Consider the following 20,126-nt stretch of genomic DNA (forward strand, 5'->3'; position numbering starts at 1 on the left):
GGCGCCGGACCCACGGCCTCACCCTCGCCTGCACGCTCGCCCGGCCGGAGTGTCCGTGCGCATCATCGACAAGTCGCCCTCGTTCCACCGGACTTCCCGCGCCAAGGGCCCCAACCAGCGCAGCCGCGAGATCCTCGCCGACCTGGGCGTGGGGGAGGAACTGGCGCGCGGCCGGCAGCACCCGCATGGTGCTGCGCAAATACCGCGACGGCAGCGCCCTGCACGACGCCGACGTCAACGCCGGCCTCCCGGCCGACCCGGGCGTGCCCTACCCGACCGGCCTGTGCATACCGCAGTGGAAGGTCGAGGAGATCCTGCGCGCCCGGCTCGCGCCCAGGGCATCCGGTCGAACTCGGCTGCGAGCTGGCCGGGTTGGCCCAGGACGGGGAGCGGGTGACGGTCACCCTCACCGACGGTCGGCGCCTGACCGCCGCCTACGCCGTGGGCTGCGACGGCGGCCACAGCGCGGTGCGCAAGGCGCTCGGGGTGTCCTTCGAGGGCAGCAGCGCGGAGGAGGTGATGTGGTGCGGCGATGTGGAGGCCGACGGACTGGACCGGGGCTACTGGCACCAGTGGATCGACGAGGACGGCGCCGTCCTGTTGTGGCCCATCCCCGGCACCACCTCCTGGCAGCTCCAGAGCTCCCTGGAGCGGGACGCCGGGGGGCGGCCGCTGCCGCCCTCGCTGGCAGGGTTCCAGCGGCTGTTCGACCGGCACGCCAGGGTGCCGGGCGTACGGCTGGCCAGTCCCACCTGGCTGTCCACCTACCGGGTCAGCGCACGGATGGCCGGCCGCTTCCGCATGGGGCGGGTCTTCCTGGCCGGTGACGCCGCCCATGTCCAGCCCATCGCCGGCGGTCTGGGCATGAACACCGGCATCCAGGACGCCTTCAACCTGGGCTGGAAACTGGCCCTGGTGGCGCGCGGCCGGGCCGGTGAGGCGCTGCTGGACACCTATGACGAGGAGCGGCGGCCGGTGGCCGCCTGGACACTGAAGCTCACCGGTGAGCGGCTGCGGGTGTCCCTGGAGGGCACCAGGACGGCGGGTGTCGGCACCGAGATCGTCCTCACCGAGGACACCACCACCCTGCGGGTCGGCTATGGCTGGTCCTCGCTGGCCTGGGGCGGCACCGGAGCCGGCGAACGGGCGCCCGACGCCCCATGCGGGGACGCCCGGCTCTACGAGGTATTCGCCGGAGGGCACTTCACCCTGCTGGGCTTCGGCGCGGCGAGCGAGCCGGTACTGGCCGAAGTGGCCGCGCTCTTCCCTGAGTTGGTGCGCACCCGGCGGGCGGATGCGGCGCGTGCCGCGTATGGCGTGGAGGGGGACGCCTTGGTGCTGGTGCGGCCGGACCACCACATCGCGCTGCACACGGGCGTGGAGCGCGGGGCGAGATCATCGACCGCCTGAGCGGCCTGGGGCGCTAGGCATGGGGCGCCCGGTGCGTCCGGGGGTGCGTTTGTCGGGCGCCGCCGGCTTGGGGGCAGGGCGCGCGGTTCCCTTTGCCCCTGGGGGTACGCCCCGGAGCGCATGCGGGGGCGTATTCGGGTGCGGGCCAGTCCGGGCCGACCGCGCGGTTCCCCGCGCCCCTCGAAGTGTCCGGTCCCCCGCGCCCGGCGCGCGCCCCGGAGCGCATGTGGGGGCGTGCATTCGGGGCTTATCCCGGGCGCGGCCCGGTCCGGGCCGGTTGCGCGTTTTGCGCCCCACGGCTGACGAGGCGCCACCGTGTGGGCCGGTCCGCGCCGGCCGCGCAGTCTTCCGCCCGGTGCCTGACGGGGCGTCACCCTCTCATCGCCGGAGTCATTGCGGGTGTCGCCGCCCCATGCCACCTTGTGCTGCCTCGCCCGTCGCCACCACCCGGAGGCCGCCGTGCCGTGGACCCGACGTGCCCTGCTTGCCACCGTGCTGGCCCTCGCCGCCGCCCCGCGCCCCGCCGCGGATGCCGCCGAAGAGCCCTGTCCGGCGCTGCGGCGCCGCTGGCTGGAGCTGCTCCTGGGCGACGGCTACGACCCCGGCGCGGAGCCCTATGCCACCGTGCTGCGCCGCACCGGCGCCGCCGCCCGCGCCTGGCATGGCGCCATGAGCCCCACGCCCGGATCGCTGTGGCCGGACGCCCCCTTCGACCCGCCGGCCGGAATCAGCCAGAGCTTCACCCGGCTGCTCACCATGGCCATGGCCCATGCCCAGCCCGGCACCGGGCTGACCGGGGACCCGGCGCTGGCCGAGGACACTCTGGCCGGTCTCGACCATGTGCACGACCGCGTCTACCGCCCCGGCACCAAGCCCTATGGCAACTGGTGGGAGTGGCGGATCGGCAGTCCCCGGCCGCTGCTGGACACTCTGGCGCTGCTGCATGAGGCGGCCGGGGAGGCGCGGCGCGCCCGGCTGCTGGCCGCCGTGGACCACTTTGTCCCCGACTCCGCACTGGGCTCCTACACCGGCACCAGCACCGGCGCCAACCGTGTGGACCTGTGCCGGGTGGTCGCGCTCCGGGGCGTGCTGGGCGGCGCACCGGCCAAGCTGGCGCTGGCCCGTGACGCGCTCACCCCGGTCTTCCCCTGGGTCACCCGGGGCGACGGCCTGTACGCCGACGGCTCCTTCGTCCAGCACCTCTGGGTCGCCTACACCGGCACCTACGGCCAGGTCCTGCTGGACGGGCTGGCCAGGCTGTTCGCCCTGCTGCACGGCTCCCCCTGGGAGATCACCGACCCCGGTCGGCAGACCGTCTTCGACAGCGTGGAGCGGGCCTACGCCCCGCTGATCCACGATGGGCTGGTGATGGACGGCGTCTCGGGCCGCGCCATCAGCCGGGGGCTGATGAACGACGGGGGAGTGCCACAGAGCGACCACCAGCGCGGGCATGCGCTGCTGGCCGCCATCGCGCTGCTGGCCGAGTCCGCCGGCCCGGAGCAGCGGCGGCGCTGGCACGCCCTGATCAAGGGCTGGGCGGCCCGCGACACCCTCGGCCCGCTGACGGCCGACCCGCAGTTCGGCACCGCCGATCTGGCCCGGCTGGCCGCCGTGCTGGCCGCGCCCGGGGCGCCGCCCCGCCGCCACGGGCCACCGGCTGTTCCCCGCCATGGACCGCGCCGTGCACCGGCGCCCCGGCTGGACCGTCCAGCTGTCCATGGCCTCCGACCGCATCACCCACTACGAGAACGGCAACGGGGAGAACCCGCGCGGCTGGCACACCGGTGCCGGGATGCTCAGCTGGTGGGCGCCGGGCGGCGGCGGCCAGTACACGGACGGGTTCTGGCCCACCGTGGACCCCTGCCGGCTGCCCGGCACCACCGTCTCCACCAAGCGCCTGGCCGACAACGAGGGCGGCGCCTGGGGCGCGCCCAGACCCGAGGTGCGCTGGGTGGGCGGGGTGAGCGATGGCGAGTACGCCGCCGTGGGGCAGCACCTCAAGGGCCTGGCCTCCACGCTCCAGGCCCGCAAGTCCTGGTTCTTCGCCGCCGATGCCGTGGTCTGCCTGGGGGCGGGCATCGGCGCCCGGGACGGCGTACCGGTGGAGACCGTGATCGACAACCGCCGACTGGCGGACGCCGCCGAGGGCGCGCTGACGCTGGACGGCCGCCCGCACGGCGGTCCCGGGGACTGGTCACGGGCCTTCGGCCGGGCCCGCTGGGCGCATCTGGCGGGCCACGGCGGCTGGGTGTTCCCCGGCGGTGCCCCGCTCATGGTGCGGTGCCAGGCGCGGCGCGGCGCCTGGCGGGACATCAACCAGGGCGGCAGCCCCGAGCCGCTCACCCGCCGCTATCTGACCCTGTGTCATCCGCACGGCACCGACCCCCGGGACGCCGCCTATGCCTATCTGCTGATGCCCGGGGCCGGCCGGGCGGAGGTGGCGGCCCGCGCGGCGGACCCGTACTGGCTGACCGTGCTCGCCAACTCGGCCGCCTGCCAGGCCGTAAAACTGCGCTCCCCGGAACTGCTGGCGGCGAGCTTCTGGCAGCCCGGCACGGCCGGAGGGCTGACCGTCACCGCCCCATGCAGCGTCCTGGTGGTCCGGCATGGCGCCACGGCCACCGTGCACCTGGCCGACCCACTGCGCGCCGGGGGCACCGTGGACCTCCGCTGGGCCCGCCCGGTCCAGCGGGTCATCGCGCACGACCCCTCGGTACGGGTCCTGGGCACCGGCGGAGCGCTGCGGCTGCGGGTGACTGCGGGCACCGACTGCGCCCCGCACTCCTGCACCGTGACGGCCACCTGAGCGGCCGGCCCGGCCGGCCCGGCGGGGCCCCATGCCTGGCCCGGCGGGGCCCCATGCATGGCCCGGCGGGGCGTCGGCCGACGGAAGACAGGGTTCCGCTCGACCCGCCGCGGAGGCACCCTGGACAGCCCGGATGACATGCGGCTTTGTGGAGTGCTCACAGCCCGGATGGCGTTGGTCACGTCGGGGAAGGGACAAGGACCCGGTGCGATTCTGTACTCCCTGCCCACCAAATCACTCCCTACCTTGTAAGGAGTCAACATGATGCTGGGAGGGCCTTGCCGCGTACCGTCTATCCATGAGCAATCTCGAAGGTGCGCCCGTAGAGGCGAGTGACGTCCGAGGGCGCGTCGCCGAGCTGCACGCCATCCGCGAGCAGGTTCGGCGTGGTCCGAGCGACCGGGCTACCCAGGCACAGAAGGCCAAGGGGAAGCTGACCGCCCGGGAGCGAATCGATCTTCTGCTTGACGAGGGCTCTTTCAACGAGGTGGAGCCGCTCAGGCGGCACCGGGCGCAGGGATTCGGCCTGGAGGCCAAGCGCCCGTACACCGATGGCGTGATCACCGGCTGGGGAACGGTCCACGGCCGCACCGTGTTCGTCTACGCCCATGACTTCCGGATCTTCGGCGGTGCGCTGGGCGAGGCCCATGCCACCAAGATCCACAAGATCATGGACATGGCCATCGCGGCCGGGGCCCCGCTGGTCTCGCTGAACGACGGCGCCGGCGCCCGGATCCAGGAGGGTGTCTCGGCGCTGGCCGGCTATGGCGGCATCTTCCAGCGCAACACCAAGGCCTCCGGGGTCATCCCGCAGATCAGCGTGATGCTCGGCCCCTGCGCGGGCGGCGCGGCCTACAGCCCCGCCCTGACCGACTTTGTGTTCATGGTCCGGGACACCTCCCAGATGTTCATCACCGGCCCCGACGTGGTGCGCGCGGTGACCGGTGAGGAGATCACCCAGAACGGCCTGGGCGGCGCCGATGTGCACGCCGAGACCTCGGGCGTGGCGCACTTCGCCTACGACGACGAGGAGACCTGCCTGGAGGAGGTCCGCTACCTGCTCTCGCTGCTGCCGCAGAACAACCGGGAGAACCCGCCCCGGGTGGTCAGCGAGGACCCGGCCGACCGCACCGGCGACGCCCTGCTGGACCTCGTCCCGGCGGACGGCAACCGGCCGTACGACATGCGCAAGGTCATCGAGGAGATCGTCGACGACGGCGACTTTCTGGAGGTCCACGAGCGCTGGGCGACCAACATCATCGTGGCGCTGGCCCGGCTGGACGGCCAGGTCGTGGGCCTGATCGCCAACCAGCCGCAGTACCTGGCCGGTGTGCTGGACATCGAGGCCTCGGAGAAGGCCGCACGCTTCGTCCAGATGTGTGATGCCTTCAACATCCCCATCATCACCCTTTTGGACGTACCCGGCTTCCTGCCCGGCGTCGACCAGGAGCACGGTGGGATCATCCGGCATGGCGCCAAGCTGCTCTACGCCTACTGCAATGCCACCGTGCCGCGGATCTCGGTGATCCTGCGCAAGGCGTACGGGGGTGCGTACATCGTGATGGACTCGCAGTCGATCGGTGCGGACCTGACCTATGCCTGGCCGACCAACGAGATCGCGGTCATGGGCGCCGAGGGCGCGGCCAATGTGGTCTTCCGCAAGCAGATCGCGGAGGCCGACGACCCGGAGGCCATGCGGGCCCGCATGGTCAAGGAGTACAAGGCCGAGCTGATGCACCCGTACTACGCCGCCGAGCGGGGCCTGATCGACGATGTGATCGACCCGGTCGAGACCCGGCAGGTGCTCATCCGCTCGCTGGCGATGCTCGCCACCAAGCACGCGGACCTGCCGTCCCGCAAGCACGGCAACCCGCCCCAGTAGAAAGCACACCGACCATGACTGACACTCTCGTCCGGGTGGAGAAGGGCACGGCCGGCGCCGAGGAACTCGCCGCCGTCACCGCCGTCCTGCTCGCCCGCGCCGCCGCCGCGACCGGCACCGCCCCGTCCCGCCCGCGCCGCACCCAGGCGCGCTGGCGCCGCCTGGAGCGCGCCAACGGCTTCACCGCGCCGCACAGTTGGCAGGGCTGAGCCACAACGGCCGCCATACACAAGGGCCCCCGCACTCCCAGGAGTGCGGGGGCCCTTCGCCGTGCGCGGGCGCGCTCAGCGCAGCCGTGCCATCAGGGCGTGCTCGACCAGGGTGATCAGCGCGCTCTTGGCCTCGTTGCGGTGGCGGGCGTCGGTGGTGATGATCGGCGCGTCCGGGCCGATCTGCAGCGCCTCGCGGACCTCGTCCGGAGTGTAGGGCTGGTGCCCGTCAAAGCCGTTGAGGGCGATGACGAAGGGCAGCCCGCTGTTCTCGAAGTAGTCCACCGCCGGGAAGCAGTCGGCCAGGCGCCGGGTGTCCACCAGGACGACCGCACCGATGGCGCCGCGGACCAGGTCGTCCCACATAAACCAGAAACGGTCCTGCCCGGGAGTGCCGAACAGGTAGAGGATCAGGTCCTGGTCCAGGGTGATACGGCCGAAGTCCATCGCCACGGTCGTCGTGGTCTTGTCCGGCGCGTGGGTGAGGTCGTCGATGCCCGCCGACGCGGAGGTCATGACGGCTTCGGTGCGCAGCGGGTTGATCTCCGAGACCGCGCCGACGAACGTGGTCTTGCCCACGCCGAAACCACCGGCCACCACGATCTTCGCGGAGGTGGTGGAGCGGGCTGCCTCGCCGCTAGAGGTTCCGAAGTCCACTGAGCACCCTTTCGAGCAGTGTCACGTCAGGCTGGCCGCCGGCGGCCGCGTCGCCGCCGGGCTGATGGATGGCGACGAGCCCGGCCTCGGCCAAGTCAGCGACGAGGATTCGGGCGACGCCGAGCGGGATGGACAGAAGTGCGGAGATCTCGGCGACCGATTTGATCTCACGGCACAGATGGCAGATGCGCTGGTGTTCCGGCAACTGCCCTTGCAACTGGGCCGGCTGGGCCGTGGTGTGCACCAGCGCCTCGATGGCGAGCTGGTAACGCGGCCGGGTCCGGCCACCGGTCATGGCGTAGGGGCGGACCAGCGGATTGTGCTTGCCGCCCCGGGCGCCCGGGGCCCCGCCCTGGGCCGGGCGCCGGTGCTGCGGCGGCACCTGCGGTGCCTGCTGCGGATAGCCGGGGTCCTGCTGAGGATAGCCGGGCTCCGGCTGCGCCCTGGGAGTTGGCGCGGAGGGGAAGTTGTAGTGGTTCAACGGCGGCCGCGCCTGCTGCTCATTGCCATACGGGTAACCGCCTGGGGGCGTTGCCACGTCTCCTCCTCCGGACTTGCTTCTCTGCTGCTGGTCGCGCCACCGCACCTTAAGGCGCGGTGGCGCGAAACGCACTGCCTCTTTGCTAGTTGAGAAGGCTCCCCTGCAGTTCGGCGCGGAGGTCGGGCGTCAGCACATTGCCCGCGCGGTCCACCAGCAGGGCCATCTCATAGCCCACCAGGCCGATGTCGCACTCCGGGTGCGCCAGTACGGCCAGCGAGGAGCCGTCCGAGATGGACATGATGAAGAGGAAGCCGCGCTCCATCTCCACCACGGTCTGGTTGACCGCGCCACCTTCGAAGATCCGGGAGGCGCCCGCGGTGAGCGAGGTCAGCCCGGAGGCCACCGCCGCCAACTGGTCGGCGCGGTCGCGGGGAAAGCCTTCGGACATCGCCAGAAGGAGTCCGTCGGCGGAGACCACGACGGTGTGGGACACCCCTGGGGTGTTCTCCACGAAACTGGTGATCAACCAGTTCAGGTTCTGCGCCGCCTGGCTCATCGGGCTCACACTAACGCTCCTGATCGTAGGTGCCGCCGGGGCCGAAGCCCTGGTCGTGTTGCTGATGCTGCTGGTGTCCGGGGTTCGCGGGGAACTCCGAGGTGTCCGACCCCGCGCTGCGTCCCTGCTGGACACCGCGACGCAGGTTGGCGAGCCGGCCGCGGACGTCCTCCGGGGCCCGGGAAATCTGCGGGCCGCTCTGGGCGGTCTCCACGGCCTTGCCCTCGACCAGGTTGGCCTTGGGCACCCGGCGCGGGAGGCCCGAGGCGGTCACTCCGCCGGCCTTCGGCACCTTGAGCCGCTCGGCACGCTGCCAGCGCTCGTCGTTGGCCGACTGCCCGGGCTCGTCCAGGGGACGAGGCTCCCGGCCGGTCTCCTGCTGGGGCTGCTGGAATTCACCGCCGTCCCTTGTGGCCTCCTCGCCCGTCTCGGGTTGCTGCCACTGCTTCTCGCGGCGCGGCAGACCGGACCCGGTCAGTGAGGGGGAGCCGCTCGAGGCGGGGCCCGGACGGTCGAACTCTACGCGCTCCGGCTGCGCCGTGTCAGCGGTCAGCGAGGATTCCGGTTGCACCGGGTAACCCGCGGAGTGCTCATGCTGGTACGGACCTGCCTGGGGCTGTGATTCAGCCCACTCGCCTTGGTAGGCAGGCGCGTTGTAGTCACCGTAGGTCTGCTGGTCGGTGAAGACCGGCTCCTGGTAGGCGCCTTCCGTATAGGACTGCTGCCCGGCGTACGGCTGCTGCGCCTCCTGCTGCGGGTGCTCGGAGTCGAACGCCGTTGTGTGGAAGGTGTTTTGCGCCTCCTCCAGCGCCGCGCGCCGCTCCTCACGCAGCCGGGAACGGCCCAGCGGGTCCAGCGTGGCCCCGTCACCGGAGGGCTGGGACGGCTCGTAACGCGAGTCGTCGAAGCCGAGTTCGGCGGCGGTGCGCAGCTGACCGGTCTGGGCGGTCTGCTGCTCGGGCACGATCCGGGAGACCGTGAAGTCCTCGCCGTTCAACTGGTCCTCGCCACCGCCACCATGGGTGATGGCGTCCGGCAGCATCACCAGCGAGGTGGTGCCCGCCTGCTCCCCGGAGGGACGCAGCTGGACCCGGATGCCGTGGCGCATGGCCAGGCGGCCGACCACGAACAGCCCCATGCGCTGGGAGATGGCCGCGTCCACCGTCGGCGGGTTGGCCAGCTTGTGGTTGATGTCCGCGAAGTCCTCGGCGGTCAGGCCGATGCCCTTGTCGTGGATCTCCACCATCACCCGGCCGTCGGGCAGCCGGGTGGCGTTGACGCGCACCTTGGTGTGCGGGGAGGAGAAGGTGGTGGCGTTCTCCAGCAGCTCGGCCAGCAGGTGCACCAGGTCGGTGACGGCCAGGCCGTGGATGTCGGCGTCGGGGATGCCGGCCAGCTCGATGCGCTCGTACGCCTCCACCTCGGAGGAGGCCGCGCGCAGCACGTCCACCAGCGGGATGGGCTGGTCCCAGCGGCGCCCGGGCTCCTCGCCGGCGAGAATCAGCAGGTTCTCGCCGTTGCGGCGCATTCGGGTGGCCAGGTGGTCCAGCCGGAAGAGGTTCTCCAGCTGGTCCGGGTCGGCCTCGTTGTTCTCCAGCGAGGTGATCAGGTCCAGCTGGCCCTCGATCAGACCCTGGTTCCGCCGGGAGAGGTTGGTAAAGATCGCGTTGACGTTGCCCCGCAGCAGGGCCTGTTCGGCGGCGAGCCGGACGGCCTCGCGGTGCACCTGGTCGAAGGCGCGGGCGACCTCGCCGATCTCGTCCTTGGTGGTGATCGGGATCGGCTGCACCCGGGTGTCCACCCGGCCCGGATCGGTCCGGGACAGCTGGTCCACCAGCGCCGGCAGGCGCTGCTCGGCCACATCGAAGGCGGCGGTGCGCAGTTGGCGCATGCTGCGGCTCATGGAGCGGGCGATCCGGCCGGCCACCAGGAAGGCGGCGAGCAGGGCGACCACCACGATGGCCGAGTTGGTGATGGCGGTCTGCTGGGCGTCCGAGGAGATGCCCTCCACATCGCTCACCGCGACATCTGCCAGGTGCTTCTCCACCGAGCGGTAGGCGTCGAACTTGGGCGTGGAGGCGTCGAACCAGGACTTGGCGGTGATGCCCTGCGCCCGCAGCTGGGCCGGGGTGGCGCCGGACATGATGGCGTTGGCCATCTTGTCCTGGGTGGCGGTGTCGGCCTTGCCCAGCGCCGTGGTCAGCCGCTTGATGTCGGCCGGCGAACCGTTGGTCTTGTACTCGTCCTCGGCGATGTACTCCAGGAACTTGTACGAGGAGAACGAGGTCAGCAGGACGGTGCGTTCCTTGAGGCTGAGCTCCGGCTTGGCCAGCAGGTGGACGCCGATGGAGCGCTGCAGCGACTCGGCGGCCTTGGCCAGCGAGGCGGCGTAGACCTCACGCCCATAGGAGCCGGCCGAACTGCCGGTGCCCAGGCCGAGTTCATTGTCGAAGGCCATCAGCGGACGCTGGATGGAGCCGTAGTCGTCCTCGGTCTTGATGGACTTGTAGGCGCTGGAGCGGATGTTGCCCAGCTTGGTCTCGGCATCCCGCACGGTCTGCAGACGGCGCTGCAGGCTGGCGGTCTTGGGCATGCTCTTGGCCGCGTCGTCGAAGTCGGCGCGGGCGGCGTCCGTGGCGTCCCGGGACTGCTTGATCACCGGGTCGTCGGTCTTGCCGGTGAGCAGGGGTATCGCCGTGACATCACGCTCGTAGATGATCGCGTGAGCGTAGCTGGCCGCAGCCTGCACCAGGCGCGCGGTCTTGGCCGCGTCCTCGGCCTCCTGCCAGGTGTCGATGGACTTCTTGACGTCCAGGCCACCGAAGACCAGGGCCACCAGCACCGGCAGCAGCAGAATGGCGTTCAGCCGGGTGGCCACCCGCCAGTTGCGGGGCGAGAACCGGCCGCCGCTGCCCGGGGGCGCGGCAGGGGTTTCCTGGGCTTCGGAGGGCGCTACCGCCACGCGCGACGGCGGTGTGAAGTTGCCCCGCGCGTCTGGCGTCTGCTGCGCGGCGCCTGTCTTTCTTCGCCTCACTCGTCCAACAACCTCTCGGCGTCGGCACTGTCCTCGTGCCGTCGTTCGGCTGAGCCGTCACTGCTCAGGTTCGGGAAATTCCAGCATGCCGGGCAGGTGCGTTCCAAACACCGGACGGATCCGGGTCACGGCGCAAACCGGCTGACATAAAACGGGCATTAAGCGCGACGGCGTTCAAAAGGCGGGCGAATTGTGCGCAGAGTGAGACCGGCCGAACGCGAGGGGTGTTCGCGTCCGGCCAATTCAACTGTCGAAACGTTATGAACCTCAGGGCGTCCCGTGTTCAATCACACAGCCTCGGGCCGTCGTTGCGGCCCTACTTCAGCCGTGCCATCAAAGCGTGCTCGACCAGGGTGATCAGCGTGCTCTTGGCCTCGTTGCGGTGGCGGGCGTCGGTGGTGATGATCGGCGCGTCCGGGCCGATCTGCAGCGCCTCGCGTACTTCCTCGGGGCCGTAAGGCTGCTGCCCGTTAAAGCCGTTGAGGGCGATGACGAACGGCAGCCCGCTGTTCTCGAAGTAGTCCACCGCCGGGAAACAGTCGGCCAGCCGCCGGGTATCGACCAGCACCACCGCGCCGATGGCACCGCGGACCAGGTCGTCCCACATAAACCAGAAACGGTCCTGTCCGGGAGTGCCGAACAGATAGAGGATCAGGTCGTCATCGAGCGTGATGCGGCCGAAGTCCATCGCCACGGTGGTCGTGGTCTTGTCCTGAACGTGGCTCAAGTCGTCGATGCCCGCCGAAGCGGAGGTCATAACGGCCTCGGTACGCAGCGGAGAAATCTCCGAAACTGCGCCCACAAAGGTCGTCTTGCCCACGCCGAAGCCACCGGCCACCACGATCTTCGCGGAAGTGGTGGCCCGGCCGACGCTCTGACTAGAGCTTCCGAAGTCCACTGAGCACCCTTTCGAGCAGTGTCACATCCGGCGTCCCGCCGGACTCGCCGCTGCCGCCCGGCTGGTGGATGGCCACCATGCCGGCCTCCGCCAGGTCCGCGACCAGGATCCGCGCCACGCCCAGGGGCATGTTCAGCAGCGCGGAGACCTCCGCCACCGACTTCACCTCACGGCACAGGTGGCAGATCCGCTGGTGTTCGGGCAGCAGGTTCCCCAGATGCGCCGGGTCCGCGGTGGAGCTGACCAGTGCCTCGATGGCGAGCTGGTAGCGCGGCCGGGTCCGGCCACCGGTCATGGCGTAGGGACGCACCAGGGGCTGGTCGCCTTCACTCCCGTACGGCGAATGGTGATCGGCGCCGTACGGGCCGGGCGATGAGGGCGGGGTCATAAATCCTCCGGGCGGGACAGCAGGAAGGCAATGATGCCGTCGAGCGGGGGCCGGTGGGAGCTATCGGCCGTACGGTCGGACGGGATGTGCGGTGTGTGTACGGTCAGTTCAGCAGGGAACCCTGCAACTCGGCGCGGAGGTCGGGCGTCAGCACATTGCCCGCGCGGTCGACCAGCAGGGCCATCTCATAGCCCACCAGGCCGATGTCGCACTCCGGGTGCGCCAGTACGGCCAGCGAGGAGCCGTCCGAGATGGACATGATGAAGAGGAAGCCGCGCTCCATCTCCACCACGGTCTGATTGACCGCACCGCCCTCGAAGATCCGGGAGGCACCGGCCGTCAGCGAGGTCAGCCCGGAGGCCACCGCCGCCAACTGGTCCGCGCGGTCACGGGGAAAGCCTTCGGACATGGCCAGCAGCAGGCCGTCGGCGGACACCACCACCGTGTGGGACACCCCTGGGGTGTTGTCCACGAAGTTGGTGATCAACCAGTTCAGATTCTGCGCCGCCTGGCTCATCGGACTCAACTAACGCTCCTGCTGGTAGGTGGGGCCAACGTGGTGGCTGCCGGTGGACGAGCCGCTGCCGGCCTGACGTCCCTGCTGGATGCCGCGGCGGAGGTTGGTCAGCCGGCCGCGTACGTCATCGGGCGCACGGGAGACCTGCGGACCACTCGCCTGGGACTGCTGTTGCTCGGCGGTGCCTTCGACGAGGTTGGCGCGGGGCACCCGCCGGGGCAGGCCGGAGGCGGTGGTTCCGCCGGCGGCCGGCTCACGGACCTGCTCGGCCCGGCGCCAGCGCTCGTCGTTGGGGGACTGGCGCCAGTTGTCCTGCGCGGGCTGCGGGGCGGCCGGCGGCTGGGTCTGGCCGGGCTCGCGGCGCGGCAGGCGGGGGCCGGGCGCGGGCTGCGCACCGCCGGCCGCCCCGCGGAACCAGTTGGACTCCAGCTGCTCGAACAGCGGCGTGCGTCCGTCACCGGGACCGGCCGGAGGCAGCGAGCCCGCTTCCGGCGCCGGGTACTGGCCCGTGGTGCCGGACTGGTCGCCGCCGCCGGGCAGGGCGAACTGCCCCGTGCCCGAAGGGTCGTTGGCGCCGGGTGCGGGGAACTGCCCGGTGGTACCGGACCGGTCCTCGCGGGCCGGGAGCTGCGGGAAGGAGGCGGTGTCGCCGGGGCCGCCCGCGCCCGGGGCGGGGAACTGGCCGGTGCGGGAGGCCGTGTTGTCGCCCCGTGCCGGGTACTGGCCGGTGCCGGACCGGTCGTTGCCGCCGGGGAGGGCGAACTGCCCCGTGCCGGAGGAGTCGCCGGCGCCGGGCGCCGGGAACTGACCGGTGGCCGCCGGGCCGTGCTGGTCGGCGGGGACGGGGCGCGGGTACTGCCCCGTGCCGGAGGAGTCGTTGCGGCCCGGCGCCGGGTACTGGCCGGTGGTGCCGGACTGGTCGTTGCCGCCGGGCAGCGCGAACTGCCCCGTGCCCGAGGGGCCGTCGGCCCCATGCGCCGGGAACTGGCCCGTGGTACCGGACCGGTCCTCGCGGGCCGGGAGCTGCGGGAAGGAGGCGGTGTCGCCGGGGCCGCCCGCACCCGGGGCGGGGAACTGGCCGGTGCGGGAGGCCGCGTTGTCGCCCCGTGCCGGGTACTGGCCGGTGGTGCCGGACTGGTCGTTGCCGCCGGGGAGGGCGAACTGCCCCGTGCCCGAGGGGCCGTCGGCCCCATGCGCCGGGAACTGGCCCGTGCCGCCGTTGTCCGGCGCGGGCACCGCGGTCAGCCGCGGGTAGCCGGTGGAGCCGTCGCCGCCGTCCTGCGCGCCACCGCCGGGCAGCGCGAACTGCCCCGTGCTGTTGTCGCCCGGCTCACGCACCGGCGACAGCTGCGGGAAGGAGGCGGTGTCGGCGGGGCCGCCGGAGCGCGGAGCCTCCACGTCCTCATGACCGCGCGGCGTCTCCTGCCCGGCGCGCGGCGCACCGTCCGCCGCCAGCGGCCAGTCGTCCACCGGAGCGGGCCGGTTGGGCGTGGCGGGGGCCTGGTCGTTGCCCCAGCTGGGCGCGGGGCGGCCGGACTGCTCGCCGCGGTTGGGCAGTTGCGGGCGGCCGGCGCCCTTGTTGCCCACCGGACGGATGGCGGCCGGGCCCTTCTTGCCGCCGCGCGGGGGCAGCGGCGAACGGCCGTCGGCGCCGGGGCCGCCCGCTGCCGGGGTGTTCCCGGCCCGCTGCGGCGGGGCGTCGAAGAGGCTGGGGCCGGACGGGGCGGCAGCGGGGCCGCCGCCCTGGCCGGGGCCGCCCACCGGACGGGTGGGCAGACCGCTGCTGGTGGTGCCGCCCCGGCCGGGCAGCGCGGGGCGCGGACCGGAGGGCGGCATCTGGCGCCGGCTGGGCGCGGAGCCCAGCGCCCCGCCGCCCGGCGCACCGGCACCGGCGCCCGCACCGGGGCCGGCCGGCATGGCGGGAGCGGGCTTGGCACCGCCGGGGGCACCGGGCACGCCCGGGGCCGGCTTCTTGCCGCCCTGGGCGACATCCACCGGCAGCATGACCAGCGCGGTGGTGCCGCCGGAGTCGGAGGGGCGCAGCTGGATGCGGATGCCGTGCCGCAGGGACAGGCGGCCGACCACGAACAGACCCATGCGGCGGGAGACCGAGACGTCCACGGTGGGCGGGCTGGCCAGCCGCTCGTTGATCGCGGCCAGGTCCTCGGGGGACAGACCGATACCGGTGTCGTGGATCTCCACCAGCACCCGGCCGTCCGGCAGGGCATGACCGGTGACCTTGACCTTGGTCTGCGGGGAGGAGAACGAGGTTGCGTTCTCCAGCAGCTCGGCGAGCAGGTGGACGAGGTCGTTGACCACGCGGCCGGCCACCTCGGTGGGCGGCACACCGGTCAGCTCGATGCGCTCGTACTGCTCCACCTCGGACGCGGCGGCACGCAGCACGTCCACCAGCGGAACGGGGCGGGTCCACCGGCGGCCGGGCTCCTCACCCGCGAGGACCAGGAGGTTTTCGCCGTTACGGCGCATACGGGTGGCGAGGTGGTCCAGCTTGAACAGCGAGGACAGCTGGTCCGGGTCGGCCTCGCGGCTCTCCAGCTCGGAGATCAGCGAGAGCTGGCGCTGGATCAGACCCTGGCTCCGGCGCGAGAGGTTGGTAAACATCGCGTTGACGTTGCCCCGCAGCAGGGCCTGCTCGGCGGCGAGGCGGACCGCCTCGCGGTGCACCTCGTCGAAGGCCGCGGCCACCTTGCCGATCTCGTCACGGCTGTGCACACCGACGGACTCCACGGAGGTGTCCACGTCCTGCGGGTCGCTCTCGGAGAGCTGCTTGACCAGCTCGGGCAGGCGTTCCTGGGCGACCTTCTGCGCGGTGTCCTGGAGCCGGCGCAGCGAGCGCACCATGGTGCGGGCCACGAAGAAGGCGCCGACCAGCGAGATGCCCAGGACCAGGACGATCAGCGCACCGTTGAGGATGGCCTCCTGCTGGGCGTCGTCGCGCAGCTGCTGGGCCTTCTGGTCCATCTCGGAGAGCAAGGTCTTCTCGATCTTGCTCATCTCGTTGATCTTGATGGTGTCGCGGTCGTACCAGTCGCGGTAGGACAGCGGGTCGCTCTTGAGCGCGCCCGACTTGTCCAGCACGCGCTTGGCATAGGTGTTGGCGGAGGCGATCTCCATCACGCCGCCGTTGAGCGCCTGCATCAGCTCGCCGTCACCGCCGTCACCGCGGATGGCGGTGAAGCGCTTGGTGGCCTCGTCCTCGTTGTCCATCGCCGCCTGGCCGTACTGGCGGTCGTTCTCGGACAGCTGGGGGCCGCTGGGGTTGGCGAGACCGGCACTGATCACCGCGCGCTGGATGGAGGCGTACTCCTTGGCGTTGGCGAACGCGGCCAGCGCACGGGTCGCGGCGATCATGTCGCTGTTACTGGTGGCCTGGGCCATGTCCTGGGACAGCGAGAGCAGCGAAGTGATCAGGCCGTTATAGGCGTTGACCGTCTTGGCGATATAGACGTGGTCGTCATACGCCTTCTCGCGAACGTCCTTGATCTTGCGCAGCTGCTTGGTGATGTCAACCAGGGTGGTGTTGACGCCGACCATGGTGGGGTCGTTGGCGTCCACCTTGGCGGTGACGTCGCCGAAGGCCTTGATGGCGTTGTCGGTGTGCTCCCGGGGCGCGACGACATCGTCGTCCTTGTCGTTGCCCTTGGTCAGCGGACCGGCCGAGCGGTCCCGCTCCTCCTGCAGGGCGTCGGCCAGGTCGGTGGCCTTACCCGTCAGTTCGGTGAGCAGCTTCATATGGTCGAGCTGGTCGACATTGGTCAGCGAGTCGTCGATGCGCAGACCACCCAGGGTGGTCGCGGCGACAACCGGCAGGGCCAGCAGGGAGACCAGTCGGGTGCTGATGCGCCAGTTGCGCAGGGCTATTCGTGTGCCCGGCCCGCTGGGGCCCTTCGCCTTTGGCGCCTTCGGCCGTTCGGCGTTCTCGCCGCCGTTCGGCGCGTCGGCAGGCGTGCCGCGGTCGGTCGCACCGTTCGGCTCCGGCTCCGCCGCAGCGCTGCCATCCCTCTTGAAACGTCCCTGCACTAGCGTCGCAACCTCTGGACCAGGCGTCCCACCTGAGCGGAGGGACGGTGTCGAGTCGTGGGGGGACCGCGGTTGCCCCCCTGGCGGTCCGTGGAATTCCAGCACAGTGCCTGATCTCCCAACAAGGCCGGTGCCGTCAAGCCCCTTTAGATGGACGGTATGTGTCCGGCTGGATACGGAGCGTGGGATCAGGCTCCCGCAATATCGGGCATACAGGGAGGAGTTACCCGAGAGGCCGTGGTGGTCGCGTCATGTCCCAGTCGCCATGATCGGGAGCGGAACGTCTGCTTCAGCCCTGCAATGTCCGTTTCGTGGTGCTGAATTGGCCGTCCGTTATGCGGCTTTTATCGTCAACCTCGTGAGCAAAATCACAGGTGAACCCGGGCTTCCCGTACATCCCGCCGGGGAAGGGCGTCGCCTAGCCTTGATTACTTGCCCCACAGAGCATCAACAACGCACCACAAGGGATACGAGGCACCAGTGAAGACGACGACGCCCGCCCGGAAGACCGCCAACCCGCGCCGCACCACGCTCGCGCAGCGCACGGACACCGAGGGCCTCTTCACGGCCGAGCGTCCGGAGTACGCGGCCAAGCTGCCGACGGTCACCGCCAACCCCCGCCGCACCATCCTGATGACCGCCCCCGTGGTGCGCCCCCTGGACTGAACCCCGGCCTCGGCCCGGGCCGAATCCCGGCCGGACCCGGGCCGGACTCAGGACGGGCGATAAAGCGCACGGGGCCCTGGCCGGCCCCGCGATAGCCTGGAGTGTCAGACTCCGGCAGATCAGACAAAGGGAAAGCAGTCACCCGTGCGCATCGCCAGATTCTCCCTGGACGGCAACGTCGCCTTCGGCGTCGTGGAAGGGGACGCCTCCACGGAAGGCGGCCCCGTTCTCGACATCATCAAGGGACACCCCTTCGCCGAATTCGAGCGCTCCGGGCAGAAGATCCCGCTGAGCAAGGTGCGGCTGCTGCCGCCGGTCCTCCCCAACAAGGTCGTGGCCATCGGCCGCAACTACGCCGAGCATGCGGCGGAACTGGGCAACGAGGTCCCCGAAGTCCCGGTCGCCTTCTTCAAGCCCTCCACCTCCGTGATCGGCCCCGGCGACGCCATCGCCTACCCCTCCTTCACCGAGGAGCTGCACCACGAGGCCGAACTGGCCGTGGTCATCGGGCGGATGTGCCGCGAGGTCCCGCGCGAACGCGTCAAGGACGTCATCCTCGGCTACACCTGCGCCAACGACATCACCGCTCGCGATGTCCAGCGGCGGGAGAAGCAGTGGGCCCGGGCCAAGGGCTTTGACACCTCCTGCCCGCTGGGCCCCTGGGTGGAGACCGAACTGGACCCCAGCGACCTCGCCATCCAGTGCACCGTCAACGGCGAACAGCGCCAGCTGGGCCGCACCGCGGAGATGGTGCGCTCCATCGAGGACCTGATCGTCCACATCACCGAGGCCATGACGCTGCTCCCCGGCGACGTCGTGCTCACCGGCACCCCCGCCGGGGTCGGACCCCTGAACGTCGGCGACGAGGTCGCCGTCACCATCGAAGGCATCGGCACTCTCACCAACAAGGTGATCAAGCGTGGCTAACGCGAACGTCCGCGTACGTTTCTGTCCCTCGCCGACCGGCAACCCGCATGTGGGCCTGGTCCGCACCGCCCTGTTCAACTGGGCGTTCGCCCGGCACCACGGCGGCACCATGGTGTTCCGTATCGAGGACACCGACGCCGCCCGGGACTCGGAGGAGTCCTACCAGCAGCTGCTGGACGCCATGCGCTGGCTGGGGCTGGACTGGGACGAGGGCCCCGAGGTCGGCGGCCCGCACGCGCCCTACCGGCAGTCGCAGCGCATGGACATCTACCGGGACGTGGCCGACAAGCTGCTCCAGGGCGGCTTCGCCTACAAGTGCTACTGCACCGCCGATGAGCTGGACGCCCGCCGCGAGGCGGCCCGCGCCGCCGGCAAGCCCTCCGGCTACGACGGCAAGTGCCGGGTGATGACCGCCGAGCAGGAGGCCGCCTACCTGGACGAGGGCCGTACCCCCATCGTCCGCTTCCGGATGCCGGACGAGCCCATCACCTTCACCGACCTGGTGCGCGGCGAGCTGACCTTCACCCCCGAGAACGTGCCGGACTTCGGCATCGTCCGGGCCAACGGCGCCCCGCTGTACACCCTGGTCAACCCGGTGGACGACGCGCTGATGGAGATCACCCATGTGCTGCGCGGCGAGGACCTGCTGTCCTCCACCCCGCGGCAGATCGCCCTGTACAAGGCGCTGATGGAGCTGGGCATCGCCAAGGGCGTCCCGCAGTTCGGCCACCTGCCCTATGTCATGGGCGAGGGCAACAAGAAGCTCTCCAAGCGCGACCCGCAGTCCTCGCTCAACCTCTACCGGGAGCGCGGCTTCCTGCCGCATGGACTGCTCAACTACCTTTCGCTGCTGGGCTGGTCGCTCTCCGGCGACCAGGACATCTTCTCCATGGACGAGATGGTGGCGGCCTTCGACATCAAGGACGTCAACGCCAACCCGGCCCGTTTCGACCTCAAGAAGGCCGAGGCGATCAACGCCGAGCACATCCGCCGGCTTGAGGTGAAGGACTTCATCGCGGCCTGCGAGCCCTGGCTGCGGGCCCCGTTCGCCCCCTGGGCCCCCGAGTCCTTCGACCGGGCGCAGTTCGAGGCCATCGCCCCGCACGCCCAGACCCGGCTGACCGTGCTGTCCGACATCACGGCCAATGTGGACTTCCTGTTCCTCGATCAGCCGGCCGAGGACGAGGCGTCCTGGAACAAGGCGATGAAGGAGGGCTCCGACGCCCTGCTGCGCACCGCCCGCGAGAAGCTGGCGGCCGCCGACTGGAACCCCGAGGCAATCAAGGCCGCGGTGGTCGCCGCGGGCGAGGAGCACGGCCTGAAGCTCGGCAAGGCCCAGGCCCCGGTCCGGGTCGCGGTCACCGGCCGCACGGTGGGCCTGCCGCTGTTCGAGTCGCTGGAGGCCCTGGGCCGGGAGCGCACCCTGGAGCGCATTGAGGCGGCTCTGGCCAGGCTGGCGGCCTGAGACTCGGCGCCATGGGGCCTGCGGCCCGGCCGTGGCGCCTGACCCTGACCGGGGCCGGAAGGCCCGCTCCGCGGCACCCTGCCGCGGAGCGGGCCTTCCGGCGTTTCCGGGGGGCCGCCGGGCGCCCCCGGGCGCTCGCCGGCCGGAGGCATCCGCTTATCGATTTTGGAGCCCCGTCCACCTTCGGGT

The 20,126-nt window shown here is 71.3% G+C and carries 15 protein-coding genes and 1 pseudogene; 8 read left to right on the top strand and 8 right to left on the bottom strand.

Annotated elements, in window-relative coordinates; all coding sequences use genetic code 11:
* The first annotated feature begins 55 nt into the window (after positions 1 to 55).
* The 5 genes and pseudogenes from CV755_RS36825 (at position 56) to CV755_RS30385 (ending at position 6,307) form a co-directional block, all read left to right on the top strand.
* Positions 56 to 397 (top strand): hypothetical protein, encoded by a 342-nt coding sequence (locus tag CV755_RS36825; protein ID WP_277751876.1) that lies wholly within the window; start codon positions 56 to 58, stop codon positions 395 to 397.
* On the top strand, positions 394 to 1,410 hold the full coding sequence (locus tag CV755_RS30370) for an FAD-dependent monooxygenase (protein WP_277751877.1): 1,017 nt from the start codon (positions 394 to 396) through the stop codon (positions 1,408 to 1,410). The genes CV755_RS36825 and CV755_RS30370 overlap by 4 nt, the downstream gene beginning before the upstream one ends.
* Before the next feature lie 459 nt (positions 1,411 to 1,869).
* A pseudogene (locus CV755_RS30375) lies at positions 1,870 to 4,216 on the top strand (polysaccharide lyase 8 family protein).
* A gap of 298 nt (positions 4,217 to 4,514) precedes the next feature.
* Complete coding sequence (locus CV755_RS30380; protein ID WP_109278022.1) at positions 4,515 to 6,098, top strand: acyl-CoA carboxylase subunit beta; 1,584 nt, start codon at positions 4,515 to 4,517, stop codon at positions 6,096 to 6,098.
* Positions 6,099 to 6,112: 14 nt separating this feature from the next.
* Positions 6,113 to 6,307 carry an acyl-CoA carboxylase epsilon subunit gene (locus tag CV755_RS30385; RefSeq protein ID WP_109283645.1) on the top strand — a complete coding sequence of 65 codons (195 nt, stop codon included), beginning with the start codon at positions 6,113 to 6,115 and terminating at the stop codon, positions 6,305 to 6,307.
* A gap of 75 nt (positions 6,308 to 6,382) precedes the next feature.
* Here CV755_RS30385 and CV755_RS30390 read toward each other — a convergent pair whose 3' ends face one another.
* The 8 genes from CV755_RS30390 to CV755_RS30425 form a co-directional block, all read right to left on the bottom strand.
* Entirely contained in the window at positions 6,383 to 6,964 is a 582-nt protein-coding gene (locus CV755_RS30390; protein ID WP_049717346.1) for a GTP-binding protein, read from the bottom strand.
* Positions 6,945 to 7,502, bottom strand: coding sequence for a DUF742 domain-containing protein (locus CV755_RS30395; protein WP_109283646.1), 558 nt, complete (start codon positions 7,500 to 7,502; stop codon positions 6,945 to 6,947). The genes CV755_RS30390 and CV755_RS30395 overlap by 20 nt, the downstream gene beginning before the upstream one ends.
* Before the next feature lie 85 nt (positions 7,503 to 7,587).
* The gene (locus CV755_RS30400; protein WP_049717348.1) at positions 7,588 to 8,010 is read right to left on the bottom strand and encodes a roadblock/LC7 domain-containing protein; all 423 of its coding nucleotides are present in this window, start codon (positions 8,008 to 8,010) and stop codon (positions 7,588 to 7,590) included.
* Between the two features lies 1 nt (position 8,011).
* Positions 8,012 to 11,035, bottom strand: coding sequence for a sensor histidine kinase (locus tag CV755_RS30405; RefSeq protein ID WP_109283648.1), 3,024 nt, complete (start codon positions 11,033 to 11,035; stop codon positions 8,012 to 8,014).
* Between the two features lie 316 nt (positions 11,036 to 11,351).
* Complete coding sequence (locus CV755_RS30410; RefSeq protein ID WP_109283650.1) at positions 11,352 to 11,933, bottom strand: GTP-binding protein; 582 nt, start codon at positions 11,931 to 11,933, stop codon at positions 11,352 to 11,354.
* Complete coding sequence (locus CV755_RS30415; protein WP_109283652.1) at positions 11,914 to 12,321, bottom strand: DUF742 domain-containing protein; 408 nt, start codon at positions 12,319 to 12,321, stop codon at positions 11,914 to 11,916. Before CV755_RS30415 ends, CV755_RS30410 begins: the two co-directional genes overlap by 20 nt.
* 103 nt (positions 12,322 to 12,424) lie before the next feature.
* On the bottom strand, positions 12,425 to 12,838 hold the full coding sequence (locus CV755_RS30420) for a roadblock/LC7 domain-containing protein (protein WP_009714795.1): 414 nt from the start codon (positions 12,836 to 12,838) through the stop codon (positions 12,425 to 12,427).
* 9 nt (positions 12,839 to 12,847) lie between these two features.
* Positions 12,848 to 16,879 carry a sensor histidine kinase gene (locus CV755_RS30425; RefSeq protein WP_109283654.1) on the bottom strand — a complete coding sequence of 1,344 codons (4,032 nt, stop codon included), beginning with the start codon at positions 16,877 to 16,879 and terminating at the stop codon, positions 12,848 to 12,850.
* Positions 16,880 to 17,359: 480 nt separating this feature from the next.
* On the opposite strand from CV755_RS30425, the gene CV755_RS30430 reads away from it, so the two are divergent.
* The 3 genes from CV755_RS30430 to gltX all read left to right on the top strand — a co-directional run bounded on the left by CV755_RS30430 (position 17,360) and on the right by gltX (position 19,937).
* Positions 17,360 to 17,545 carry a hypothetical protein gene (locus tag CV755_RS30430; RefSeq protein WP_109283656.1) on the top strand — a complete coding sequence of 62 codons (186 nt, stop codon included), beginning with the start codon at positions 17,360 to 17,362 and terminating at the stop codon, positions 17,543 to 17,545.
* A 144-nt stretch (positions 17,546 to 17,689) separates the two neighbouring features.
* Entirely contained in the window at positions 17,690 to 18,472 is a 783-nt protein-coding gene (locus CV755_RS30435; protein WP_109283658.1) for a fumarylacetoacetate hydrolase family protein, read from the top strand.
* Positions 18,465 to 19,937: a glutamate--tRNA ligase gene (gene gltX, locus CV755_RS30440; protein ID WP_109283660.1), complete on the top strand. Its 1,473-nt coding sequence runs from the start codon at positions 18,465 to 18,467 to the stop codon at positions 19,935 to 19,937. Before CV755_RS30435 ends, gltX begins: the two co-directional genes overlap by 8 nt.
* Positions 19,938 to 20,126 lie beyond the last annotated feature (189 nt).

Source organism: Streptomyces orinoci, assembly GCF_003121295.1.
In the GTDB taxonomy this organism is placed as follows: domain Bacteria; phylum Actinomycetota; class Actinomycetes; order Streptomycetales; family Streptomycetaceae; genus Streptomyces; species Streptomyces orinoci.